This window comes from Methanosarcina sp. UBA289 (assembly GCA_002496565.1).
GTDB lineage: Archaea > Halobacteriota > Methanosarcinia > Methanosarcinales > Methanosarcinaceae > Methanosarcina.
The window spans coordinates 1-12629 of record DAKJ01000003.1 but is presented as its reverse complement, the minus strand read 5'-3'; the positions used below and the strand labels follow the sequence as shown (position 1 = coordinate 12629).

At 41.1% G+C, this 12629-nt stretch carries 11 protein-coding genes; 4 read left to right on the top strand and 7 right to left on the bottom strand.

The genetic code is table 11. From position 1 onward, the window contains the following. Positions 1-395: 395 nt before the first annotated feature. The 3 genes from BP549_RS00230 (at position 396) to BP549_RS00220 (ending at position 3297) form a co-directional block, all read left to right on the top strand. Positions 396-2024 carry an alpha-keto acid decarboxylase family protein gene (locus tag BP549_RS00230; protein WP_292377291.1) on the top strand — a complete coding sequence of 543 codons (1629 nt, stop codon included), beginning with the start codon at positions 396-398 and terminating at the stop codon, positions 2022-2024. A gap of 258 nt (positions 2025-2282) precedes the next feature. After that, a complete protein-coding gene (locus BP549_RS00225; protein WP_292377289.1) occupies positions 2283-2435 on the top strand; it encodes a thioesterase, FlK family in 153 nt (50 codons plus the stop codon). Between the two features lie 10 nt (positions 2436-2445). Beyond that, the gene (locus tag BP549_RS00220) at positions 2446-3297 is read left to right on the top strand and encodes a methanogenesis marker 8 protein (RefSeq protein ID WP_292377288.1); all 852 of its coding nucleotides are present in this window, start codon (positions 2446-2448) and stop codon (positions 3295-3297) included. A 284-nt stretch (positions 3298-3581) separates the two neighbouring features. Here BP549_RS00220 and BP549_RS00215 read toward each other — a convergent pair whose 3' ends face one another. From BP549_RS00215 to BP549_RS00200, 4 genes are all read right to left on the bottom strand, one after another. Then, entirely contained in the window at positions 3582-4085 is a 504-nt protein-coding gene (locus BP549_RS00215) for a DUF2240 family protein (RefSeq protein ID WP_292377287.1), read from the bottom strand. A gap of 259 nt (positions 4086-4344) precedes the next feature. Then, a complete protein-coding gene (gene serA / locus BP549_RS00210) occupies positions 4345-5916 on the bottom strand; it encodes a phosphoglycerate dehydrogenase (RefSeq protein WP_292377286.1) in 1572 nt (523 codons plus the stop codon). 149 nt (positions 5917-6065) lie between these two features. Beyond that, entirely contained in the window at positions 6066-6935 is an 870-nt protein-coding gene (locus BP549_RS00205; protein ID WP_292377285.1) for an RPA family protein, read from the bottom strand. Continuing rightward, positions 6928-8298 carry a Single-stranded DNA binding protein gene (locus BP549_RS00200; RefSeq protein WP_292377283.1) on the bottom strand — a complete coding sequence of 457 codons (1371 nt, stop codon included), beginning with the start codon at positions 8296-8298 and terminating at the stop codon, positions 6928-6930. The genes BP549_RS00205 and BP549_RS00200 overlap by 8 nt, the downstream gene beginning before the upstream one ends. A gap of 335 nt (positions 8299-8633) precedes the next feature. On the opposite strand from BP549_RS00200, the gene BP549_RS00195 reads away from it, so the two are divergent. Further along, positions 8634-9746 carry a right-handed parallel beta-helix repeat-containing protein gene (locus BP549_RS00195; RefSeq protein ID WP_292377281.1) on the top strand — a complete coding sequence of 371 codons (1113 nt, stop codon included), beginning with the start codon at positions 8634-8636 and terminating at the stop codon, positions 9744-9746. A 197-nt stretch (positions 9747-9943) separates the two neighbouring features. Here BP549_RS00195 and BP549_RS00190 read toward each other — a convergent pair whose 3' ends face one another. From BP549_RS00190 to BP549_RS15840, 3 genes are all read right to left on the bottom strand, one after another. Then, positions 9944-10084 (bottom strand): PKD domain-containing protein, encoded by a 141-nt coding sequence (locus BP549_RS00190; RefSeq protein ID WP_292377357.1) that lies wholly within the window; start codon positions 10082-10084, stop codon positions 9944-9946. A gap of 36 nt (positions 10085-10120) precedes the next feature. After that, positions 10121-12088, bottom strand: coding sequence for a hypothetical protein (locus tag BP549_RS00185; RefSeq protein WP_292377280.1), 1968 nt, complete (start codon positions 12086-12088; stop codon positions 10121-10123). 434 nt (positions 12089-12522) lie between these two features. Next, positions 12523-12629, bottom strand: a 107-nt coding sequence (locus BP549_RS15840; RefSeq protein ID WP_394339054.1) for a PKD domain-containing protein, incomplete at its 5' end; no start/stop codon positions are given.

Genomic DNA, 12629 nt, shown 5'->3' with positions numbered 1-12629 from the left:
ATGATGTGAATAACATTTCTAGTACATAAAGATTATGTGCACCTTAGTTCAGATTTATGAGAATTCCAAATAATAATCTTTTTTGTCTCTGATATTTTTTTCTCTCTGTTTGCTCATAAGCTCAATCTTCCTTTTACTTATTAATTAGAAAACTCGCTTTCGGAGTTAATCAATATAATGAAGATGTATCAGAAAGAAATCCTATTTTTATAATATTAAACGAATTACTACTTGGGGAATAATCAACGTTGAGGAAGCGAGAAACCTCGCATAACATTATTATCCATTTATGAGCAGGCGGCAAACGAGTTTAGACTTCCTTATGTGTGTCGTTAATAATTACTGCGCCTAGTACGAAACATGAAATAAGCGAATGGGGAACGGGTGATATTATTATGCCGACAGTTATTCAATATCTTCTGGATAGATTAAAGCAATTGGGAATAAGGGATATTTTCGGCGTGCCAGGAGACTTTGCATTTCCTATCAACAACGCCGTCTGTGATGATAAGGAGCTTCGCTGGATAGGCTGCTGCAATGAACTGAATGCTGCTTATGCTGCTGATAGCTATGCTCGTATTAAAGGTATGTCAGTGCTGTCTACTACTTTTGGCGTAGGTGAACTGTCGGCGTTATGCGGTATAGCAGGCTCTTACGCGGAGTACAATCTGGTATTCCATATTGTCGGCATGCCAAAAATGCAGGCACAGAAGAGACACGATATAGTGCATCACTCACTTGGTGACGGAGAATCTAGTATATTTATGGAGATGGCTGCACCAGTAGTATGTGCGAGTACAATGCTTACTCCGGAAAACTGCGTTGAAGAAGTCGAGCGAGTCATCGCGGCAGCTCTGGAAAATCATCGTCCTGTCTACATTGCAATACCTCATGACTATGTGAATGCAGAAATTTCATCTTTTACGGCACCAAAAGAAACACCTGTAAAAAGTGATCCTGCGACTCTTGAAGAAGTAGTCTCGACTATTGCAGGTAAACTATCGAATGCAAAACAAGCCTGTATTATGCCGGGTTTTCTTGTTGACCGTTTTGATCTCAAGGATCTGACTATGGCTGTTATCAACGCTTCGGGCTTGCCTTATGTTACTATGGCGCTGGATAAGTCGGTGCTTGATGAGACTAATCCCTCCTACCTGGGATTATACATGGGACAGCTTATCAATCCTGAAATCAGGGAATTTGTGGAATCCTGCGACTGTATACTGGCAATAGGCACTATTCCTTCTGATATTAACATGGGAATGTTCACGGCAAAGCTGGATAAAGCTCGAGTTATCAATATCATGCCTTCCAGTGTCCATATAGGGTATACTGATCACATTAATGTGAAAATGCTTGATGTATTGGAGGAACTTTCTAAAAGGCTCAACAAGCGTACCGATATCAAAGGACCTGTGGCCAGACGGCTCTCAACTCCAAAAGTAAATCATGAAGATCTGATAACAGCTGACTATTTATACACAAAGTATGCAGAATTCTTTAAGCCCGATGATATAATTATAGCTGATTCAAGTTCATCCTTTTACGGATTACTGCCTCTGGTTTTACCTAAAGGAGCTAAGTTCGAGAGCGAGATGCTTTGGGGAGCGATTGGCTGGGCTACTCCTGCTTCCTTTGGCGCTGCACTGGCTGCACCTGACCAGCGAGTGATCCTTATTACTGGAGAAGGATCACACCAGATGACAGCTCAGGAGATTAGCCAATTTTATCGCTATGGTCTAAAGCCTATTATCTTCGTGCTGAATAATCAAGGCTACCTGATAGAAAAAATGCTATCTGAAAAATTAGATTATTGCTATAATGACCTTGCAGAGTGGCAATACCATAAATTGCCAGAGGTACTTGGTTGCAATAACTGGATAATGAGAAAGGTTACTACCTGCGGTGAGTTAGATAAAACTATGGAAGAGTTAGGTAGCACTAAAACAGGTGCATATATTGAGGTAGTTACGCCAAAGTTGTCGGCTTCCCCGCTTATGGAAGAAATTCACAAGAACTTGTAAGCGTTATAAACTAAACCTATTAAGGATTTGTCCTCAAGGATATATTTTCAGGTTCTGTATTTGATATTTGATCAGAACCTATCCGAAAAGTTTTATGATTTACTGTATCGTTATAGGCACTATGCACACCGAAATGAATATTTATGCATAGACCGAAGTAACTTATGTAATATGCTAAAATGACTAATCTGACGGACTCTTAAACATTTTTAACTAGAAATCAGATAACTAAAAATCTTCTTTATTTTTGGATCATAATTGGAAAAAATAGAGGGAAGAAAGCTCACTTTTTCAATTATAGCTGATGATGGCGTTGAAAAGATTTCTAAGGGCACTCGTGAGAGATTTATAATCGACACTGCCAAATTTAACTCCAAAGCAGAAGCCAAAGCTAAAAGTGTCAATAATTGAAGGTATAATCATGCCTCATATAATGGAAATAATGGGAAAAACAAGGGTAGTGGTAAAGGATGGTGAAGTAATCGAAGTTGGAGAGCCTGGACTTGAATGGTGTCCTCTCATTGAAAAGCTAAGCGGTGTCCAGAAAATCACCTCTGAAGAAGTCAAAAAGAATGTAGAGTTCAAGATAAAAGAATACGGTATGTTCACAGCCAGGCGCCATCTCCTTGGGAGTGATACTTTTGTAGCTTTTGGAGCCTCAGAAATAATGATGTCTAGTTTGCGCAGCGGTTTTCTTGATGCAACTGTAACCGCCTGCGACGGAGCAGGAACTGTTATATCCAACAATCCAGAACTTGTCCAGGGTATCGGAGGCAGGATGTCAGGTTTGGTCGAAACTGAACCCATTGAGGATGTTATAAATGGAATTCAAAAACTTGGCGGAATTGTGCTTGATACTAAAACTGCATCAATAAACCCTATTGGAGGAGTAAGGAAAGCTGCAGAACTTGGTTACAAAAAGGTTGCAGTAACCACTGCTGATTCAAAAACTGCAAAAAAGCTGAGAGAACTGGAAGCTGAATTTGGTCTTGAACTTATCGTAATTGCTGTGCATGTTACAGGCGTCAGCAAGGAAGAAGCTCAAGGTCTTCTGGAAAATTCAGATTTGGTGGTCGGGTGCGCTTCTAAATATATAAGGGAGCTTGCAAAACCCATAGTTCAAGTAGCTGCTGCAATTCCACTCTTTGCCCTCACTAAGAAAGGAAAAGAATTAGTTATTGAGAGGGAAAAAGATATTGAAGGCCCAATTTTGATAACAACTACAGAATTACCAGTTTTGCCTAAGCATAAGCAGCCGCGAGATTTGAAATAAAGGGTTACGTGTGGTCTTGTGGGAGCCTTGAGTATTTTTCAGTTTGCTTAGAGCTTATTTATTGTTCAGCTCCAAAAGACACACAACACGCTAACACTTATTTTTTTGGATAGGTACTAAGAGCCCTATTCGAAAAGTATTGTAATCAACTGATACCTTTTAAAATGGCGACGCCTACAATCGAAGCAGGTACTAGGATATTACGGATCTACTGTACTTTAAAAGGAATTGAAAATCATAAATCGATAAAATTCTCTTCCCAGTTAGACAGTTAGCATAAATTATTAAGAAGAAGAGCGGAGTACAGAGTCGGCAACCTTCCAGAAAATTGCTTCGATATCGCATCCGAACTTTTTTGCTACAATAAGAGCCACGACTCGGATATCTACAAGGTAGGAAAGCCGGTCCTGCATGAAATTAATCTCGGAAACTAATTTTTGCCGGTTTACTCCGATATCTGCGGAGATAAATTCCAGAACTTGTTCAAAGGAAATTTCTTCTTTTACCGCTGTTTTTTCTCCGGAGCTTTTCGAATTCTCGAGAAAATTCTCCGAAGGCTTGAAAGCATGCGGAATTCGGATATTTTCCACATCAAAACCGGGCATAAGAACTCCTCCTTTAAGTATAAGAAAGCCTTCTTCAAGGGCTTTTTCTTTTACTTTTGAGGCAGTTTTTGGGGAAAACCATTTCAGGTCAAAAGCCAGGGAATATTCAAAATCTTTTTCCGAAAGAGAAGCTGCAAGAGTTTTTTTAAAAGGAACAGAGACTACGCGTTTAAGTTCTTCCATTAACTACCCTCTTAAAAATTGGTAATGGCAAGGAGAGTACAATATAATATTGAAAGTATAATATTATTGAGAGTATAATTTGTATTAAGAGTATAATTTGTATTAAGAGTATCCATTATTAGGTGTATACTATACTAATTTAAGATGAAAAAGTCTAAAATCACGAAATTTAAGATAAAAACTTAAAAATTAAAAGGTTCCAGCTCAGGATTTTCCATCCTGGACTATGCTGGAGTAAAGTCTTCCTAAAAAGGAAAGTTTAAAGTGTTACAAGTTTGGCATCAAGGATTCCATCGACTTTCCGGACTTCCTCAAGGATCGGGTCAGAAACTTCAGAGTCTACGTTAAGTACCATCATGGTTACGCCTCCGATTTCTGATCTGCCAACCTGCATGCCTGAGATATTAATATTGTTTTTACCGAGCACCAAGCAGCATGGTCCGATAACATTGGGCCTGTTGATGTGTTTGGCAAAAATCATACGGCCTGCAGGGAAGATATCCACTCTGTCGTCATCGATTGCAACGATCTTTGGTTCATCTCCGACAACAGTACCTGCAACCAGTTTTGTCTGGCCGTTGCTGCTAAGTCTGATACTGATAGTTGAAGCGTATTCCTCAGAAGATTCGGATTTGCTCTCAACGACTGCAATCTTTCTAGACTTTGCAAGAGTTGGGGCGTTGACATAGTTTACTCCGGAACCGAGAGCCATCTCAAGCAGCCCTTTAAGTGCAGAGACTGTAAGAGGTCTTGTATCCTTTCCAGAAATCTCTCCATTGTACCTGATTTCTACCTTTTCGTAATTTCCATCTACGAGTTGCCCTGCAATCTTGCCCATAATCTCCGAGAGCCTGATGTAAGGAGCAAGAACTGCCATAGCTTCTGGTTTTACCGAGGGGATATTGATTGCATTCTTTGCAGTCCCGCCTGTAAGGACGGAAACTATTTCCTTTGCAATCTCAACTGCCACATTGATCTGAGCTTCTTGAGTGGAGGCTCCAAGATGAGGAGTGACTACAACATTGTCAAAATTCAGGAGAGGGCTGTTAAAAGGAGGCTCTTCAACGAAAACGTCTATTGCTGCGCCGGCTATTTTTCCACTTTCAATAGCTTTTGCCAGGGCTTCTTCGTTGATAATGCCACCACGAGCACAGTTGATAATTCTGGTTGTGGGCTTCATCAGGGCAAACTGCTCTTCATCAAGAGTGTTTCTGGTTTCTTTAATAAGAGGCGTGTGCACAGTGATATAGTCGGCTTCTTTTGCGATTTCGTTAACTGTTGCAAGCTTGACTCCAAGCTCGGTAGCTCGCTTTTCAGAAACGAATGGATCATATCCCATAAGGTTCATTTCAAGCCCTGAAGCCCTTTTTGCGACTTCGGAACCGATCCTCCCGAGACCTATGACGCCCAGAGTCTTGCCTTTGACCTCAACGCCCGTGAATTTATTGCGTTTCCATTCCCTGGCTTTCAGGGAAGCATTTGCCTGGGGGATGTTCCTGGACATTGCCATCATCATGGCAATTGTGTGCTCTGCTGCCGAAATCATGTTGCCTTCGGGAGAGTTAGTCACAATAATGCCTTTCTTTGTAGCTGCATCCACATCAATATTGTCAACTCCAACCCCGGCTCTCCCGATAACTTTCAGGTTGTCGGCAGCTTCGATAATCTTCTGAGTGACCTGGGTGCCGCTGCGTATTACAAGTGCATCGTAATCCTTAATTTTTTTCACCAGCTCTTCTTCGGAAAGCCCGGTGGAAACGTCAACCGTAAAGTGTTCTTTTAGAATCTCCAAACCTTCATTGGAGAGTGAATCACTGACCAATACTTTCATGTCAATTTCTCCAGATCAATAAGATAAGCATGAATATTTAATCTTAATAGAGAATACCAATCAACCTAATCACACTTAAGCGTTATCACACGTATTCAGAGGTAAACTCTTCTATTTTTATCTCTTTTGTAGTTTTCTTCCCTATACGATTATCCTACAAGCCTTATTATCCCTATCTTTGGTTCGTAACACTGCCCGCCTGCAAGCAGAGCATGGATAACCTCTTCTACAACCTGCTCAGGAATGCCCCTGGAAGCCGCAGAATCTATAAAAGCTGCATAATCAACTCCTTTGCTTCCGCCCATCTCCTTGAGCAATTCGAGAACGAATTCCTTCTGGTCAGCCTTGGCACTGGTACTGTTTTCTGAATCCAAATCCAGTGTTTTGAGGCCCTCTCTGATGGAAGTCCGAAGTATTTTTGCAAACTCACCACGAGAGTATTCCCGTTGAAGCGCAATGGCAATTCCTTCCGTAAGCTCGGAAGAAATGCCTCTTCCCAGGAGGTATTCCCGAAGTTCCTCTCCATGATATCCACTGGCCAGAGCATCCGAGAAGGCTTCAAGCCTCTCAACGGTCTGTTCTGCAGTGTCAACAATCCATCTGTTGCGGATTTCTTCGTCTACCACATTTACTTCTTCAGCTCGAATAGAGACAAAAACCGAGCCGGGCTCTGGCTCGTAGGTTCTTGCTTTTCCTGTAAGGGCAATGAAAGAAGGAACCTGTACTGTTGAAAAGAATATCAAAGCCTCAGGTTGGTACTGGCCTGCGTATACGGTGAAGGCCCCTGTGGGATCAACTATTCTTGCCTTCCACATCTCACTCTGTGTTCCGATATTATCAAGTTCCGTGACTACTCCAACTACAAAAACTCGATTAAGAATAAGTCCCAGAGGGCTGATAAGCAGGTTTGGAGTTTTTGAATCTGTAGCTTCCGAGTCAGGCCTTTCGGATTTTTCGAGTTCTCTGCAGGCTTCGAATTCTCTTGCAAAAACTCTTTTTGCAACTTCTCGTTTAAGCAAGCTCAATTCCTCCCCTGGAAACCTGTGAACTTTTATCTGATCCATCCTCTTCATCCGACCCGAGCCTGCGAAGGAGTTCAACTATCCTCACTGCAATATCCTCTTCAGGTAACCAGGCGCTTTCAGCTACGAAAGAAATCCCAAATTCACTTTTTGAAGAGTTTCCGCGTATTGCAAGGTAGCGACCTGTAAGAAAACGCTTTATATCTTCATAGACTGCGTCTTTTGAGACATCAGAAAACATCAGCTGTTCAGCCTCTTCAAGAGTCTTTCCATAGATAGTTTCCGCAAGCTCTCTTGGAAACGTAACTGACATGGAGCCTGTTCCGTCATCAAGTACGGCTTTGATCCGCATGTCCCATATGCCTTCTACTTTGCCGTGTACTCTACAGTTTCCTTTCTGTATTACACGGCTGCATTCAGGGCAGCGGGAGATTATGCCTGAACCAGGCCTGACTGAAACCAGGTTGCCTGCGACGGACACATCAAACATGCTATCTCTTGAATCTATTTCTTCTATTTTTATTGGTACTGGATCTTTTGCGACGGATTCGAAGGTAAATGCAAGTTTTTCGGCTTCCTCTGGCCCGACCGAGGAGACTTTTGTGCTGCTGAGGATATTTACTGATGGCATTCCCCTGAATATCCTGACTTGAGCTCCATCGATTCGGATAATGCTCCCTATATCAATGCCATCCAGTTCAATCCAGGATGTAAAAGGCAGCCTGCCAGTCTCGTCAGCGAGTACGCCTGAAATCACTCTGGATTGGCGCCCTTTTACAAGGACTTCCCTATAGGAAAGCTGAAGAATGCAGGCAACGGTATCTACGGAAAAATCGGCAGCTCTTATGTCAATTAACTTTTTTTTCTGGCTTGCTGAAAGTTCGGATAAGGAAGGAAGCAATGAGTCCGAAATCTTCGACACAAGAGACTGTTCTCCTATGGAAAGCCTGATCCTGTTCTGCCAGATGCGTACATAGGCATTTTTGACGTTAATCACATCCCCTATAGAACCTGGAAGCTCTTTCCAGGAAGAAAACTGAACTGAGCCGGTTTCGTCTGCAAGCACGCCGGTATAAAGCCTGGAAGGCTTTTCCTGAGCCTCTGCCTGCGAGCGTATTGATTTCTCCCCAAGATCCAGGATCCTTCCTGTAAACTCAAAGTTCTTAAGATTAGCAGACAGATCCTTTACTTTCAAAATTCTTTTCTTTTCTCCAAACTTGCGGAGAATACTCTCTTTTGCAATGTCAGGTGGGACACGGAAGGCAATGAGTTTCTCAAACTCTGCCCGGATGCCAGTCTTTTCAAGGTCTCCAAGCGCCCTGGTTAACTCTTCAAGGTGGGGCGCAATCTTCTCATCCATTTTTAGGCCTCCATTCGAGACAATAATAAAAATAAAATTTTCGAAAAATAAAATTTTCGTGTAATATCGGATTTTACAGTATTTAAGGCTTTAATTAAAGATTAATTTCCTCTATCGTAGAGGATAGTGAACTATTATTTAAGGATAGCTGTTTAGAATTTTTGATTTACAAAGGTATATTTACTTCGGGATAAAATTCTTTCCTAATAAAGTATTGAGAGAGACTGTTCCTAAAAACCGACAAAAAACCTGAAAAAGGAAGGCTTTCTTTCTTCTAATAATTTAAAGCCTGACAAAAGGAGATGGAAGCTTCAAAATGTAAATGGAGAACTAATATGAGAAGAATAAAAGGAATTAATTTCAAAGCTTTTAAGCTGACAGCGCTTGCAATTATTCTGGCAGTTCTCTGCACCTGCTCGGCTGCCTCAGCCTCTAGTTTAAGGGTAAGTTCGGCCACAGAGGGGGATTATATCTCTATACAGGCCGCAATCGATGAAGCAGAGGCCGGAGACACTATTTTTGTAAGCCCTGGAACCTATGTTGAAAATCTTAAAATAAATAAAGAGGTTCGAATCTGGGCGGAGTCTAGAAATCCAGAGGAGACAGTGATAAAAGCAGCTGATCCCACGAAAAATACTGTTGAAGTCAGCGTGGATCGGGCATCTTTCAGCGGATTTGCCATTGAAGGCTCGGAAAAAGTGGGAATCTTGCTCACAGGGGTTAAAAGCTGCTATATTAACAACAACAGAGTCCAGGGAGCCGAGTATGGTATTCTTCTCAAAGATTCCGAAAGCAATACCATAAGCAACAATCTCATTGCCCTTGATGATATAGGAATAAGGCTCGAAAGCTCAAACTCAAATGATATCTCTGACAATAAAATCGCCTATAATTACGGTCCAGGAATCTCACTTGAGGCAAGCAGCAAGAACCTAATCTATAATAATTATTTCAAAAACGCTGAAAATGTGGAAGAAGAAGCCGTAAACGCAGAAAATATCTGGCAAAGCCCCCTTAAAACAAAACCGAATATCGTCCGGGGTCCTTACATCGGAGGAAATTTCTGGGCAGATCTTGAAGGCAAGGGTTATAGTGAGACAGGTGTGGACGAAAACAGCAACGGAATTTGCGACGCCTCGTACAACATCACAGGTGGAGGAACCGATAATTACCCGCTTTTCCCAAAAGTCCCGAACGCCGTTAAAGCCCTTGAAAGCAGCCTGAATGCCAGTGCTTATAAGCAGGGCCTGGCCGACAGGGAGAAAGCAACCAGTCCGGAGCCGGTAAACGAAACCAATGAAACTAATAAAACCAACGAAAATGCAGCACCAGCAACCGAAAATGCTACCAAGGCAAATGCTTCAGGAGAAGCCGAATCCCCCGGCCCGGGTGCTGGAATTCTGACGATAGCTATAGGCGCGGCTTATTTCCTGAGACGGAACAGGTAAAGAAAAAAGAAAAATAAAGGCATAAAGCCGGAAAGATGAGAGAAATAAGAGTAACGAGTTTAATGAGAAAATGTTGAAATAAAGTTGAAAAAACTAAAAGGAAGTTGAAAGAAAACTTGAGATGCCCAAAAAGGATAGTGGGAAGTCTCACTATCCTTAACCTGATTTTCTTATTACTTTTTTCATCTTAAATTTCATTATTTTGCCACTACGTATCCTGACATTGTTTTATTGTTGCTGCCGTTTGCGTTTTTCACTGTCAAGCTGACGGTATATTTTCCTGCTTTACTGTATTTATGTGCAGGGTTCTTCCGGGTTGTTTTCCTAACCTTGAAGATTCTGAATGCAGCAACAGGTGTTTTTGATGCTTCGTTTTAAATATCGCGCATGTAAATGTCGGACTCCCCATCGCGATACTGCCATACTATTGTATTACCGTAAATAGCAGGCTGGTATGCTAATTCATTGGCACTAATTCTCATTTTCTTCTTAGTGGAAATATCGTACATGAAGATACCATGATTTGTTCCACCATCATCCTTCCCACCATCGTCCTCCCATACTATCCTGTTCTCATAGATAGCTGGAGATGCCTGCTTATCTGGACTGCTGGTTATCTGAGTTTCCGTTTTAGTTGAGAGGTCATACATGTAGACATCAATGTTTCCATTGCGATCACTGGAGTACACTATCCTGTTACCGTAAATAGCAGGCTGGTATGCTAATTCAGTAGGACTAATTCTCATTTTTTTATTGGTGGAAATATCGTACATGAAGATGCCATGATTTACCCAACCGTCATCCTCACCGCCATCATCCTGCCACACTATCCTGTTACCATAAATCGCAGGATGTGTCTGAGCATCTGGACTGCTGGTTATCTGAGTTTCCTTTGAGGTTGAAAGATCATACATGTAAACATCAGTGTTTCCACTGCGAGTCCTGGAGTATACTATCCTGTTGCCGTAAATAGCAGGCTGGTATGCTAATTCAGTAGGACTAATTCTCATTTTCTTCTTAGTGGAAACATCGTACATGAAAATGCCATGATTTGTTCCACCATCATCCTCACCACCATCGTCCTGCCACACTACCCTGTTTCCATAGATTGCAGGATGTGTCTGATTATCTGGACTGCTGGTTATTTGAGTTTCCTTGGAAGTGGAACGATCGTACATGTATATATCTGCGTTTCCACTGCGATAATCTTCCCATACTATCTTATCACTGTAGATGGAAGGACCACCTGCTGATCCACTGGTTGTGATCCGAGTTTCATTGCTGGAGTTATTGTCATCCTGAGGTGGCTCTTCAGACCAGGTAAGAGTGGCCATGTAAATGTCGGAGTTCCTATTGCGATAGTCCTGCCACACGATCCTGTCACCATATATTACAGGGTTATATGTTCCAGCTACAGGATCATCTACTGATTCATTGGTTGTGATCCGGGTCTCTGTGGAAGTAGAGATATCATACATGTAAATATCCGGATGGTCACTTCTATAGTCCTCCCACACTATCCTGTTCCCGTAGATAGAAAGGCTTTTTTTGTATGATTCATTGGTGGAAATTTTAGTTTCTGTGGATGTGGATATATTGTACAAGTATAAGTTGACACTATCTTTCTCATAAACTATTTTATCACCATAAATAGCAGGTTTTGATCCATCGGCGGTAATCAGAGTTTTCTTATTAGTGGAGAGCTCATAAACGTAGATGCCGAACCTGCTTTCATTGAGACAGTCATACCACACTACTTTATCACCACAGATCTTTGGATGAGGATTGTCCCAGCATCCCAATGCAGTGGTAGCAATCGAGGTCTCGTTATGGGCGGAAAGATCATACACATAAATATCCGTTTCTCCATCTCCATCACGATTCTCACGAAAATCCTGCCATATTATTTTGTCACCATAGATAGCAGGATTAAACTGAAGTGATTCATTAGTAGTTATTTGGGTCTCCTCGGATGTAGAAAGGTTGTACATATAGATATCAGGACTGGAAATGCCGTTGCGCTCATCCTCCCACACAATCCTGTCCTCGTAAATATCAGGCCAACTTTGCCATGATTCATTAGTAGTAATCTGTATTTCTTTGGAAGTAGACAGGTCGTACATGTAAATATCCAGATTACCATTACGCGTGTCATGCCATACTATCTTATCGCCATATATATCAGGCTGCATTTGATCTGATACATTGGAAGTTATTCGAGTCTCAGTAACCGTGGGCGAAACGTTTTCCGCAGTAACTGTCGATGCTGTTGATAAAACTAAAAACAAAGCAAGGGCTATTGAAATTAAACTTGTCTTATATACAGTCATTAGTTTATTCATTATTCTCATCTCTGATTTTTGATCCAGAACTTTTAATTTCAATTAATGAAGTTTTATGTACCAAACTTAAATTTTTTCTTTTAACTCTTTTATTTATAAAAGTCAGTTTTTGGTAATTTGTAAAAAAGTTTAATTTTATAAAATCAAAGATATGTAGAGGCTATGGAATCTTTGTTGCGAAAATATATGGGAAATTTTCAGGATCTTAAATGAGCTCAAAAAAGGGTGTTAGTTCAAAAAAGAGTGTTAAGTAATTAGATTTAAGAGTTATTGAATAATAGTTAGCACGAAATCTTAGGATGTTCTAAATCAAGTCGAATATGCCCTTTTTCGCGAGATTCGATTAACGATCTCCCACTCCTCATTACCTTTGGACATTTTTATCTAAGACTGATGAGTCCCAAAAATTTACAATTAAGTTTTTGAAGTTGCTGTCATTTTGTTACCTTTATGTATTTGTACTTAGTCTTGAGTGTACTTCCGTCCGCATTTGTTGCTGTATGTTTGACCGTATAATATCCTGCTTTTGAATATGTATGCG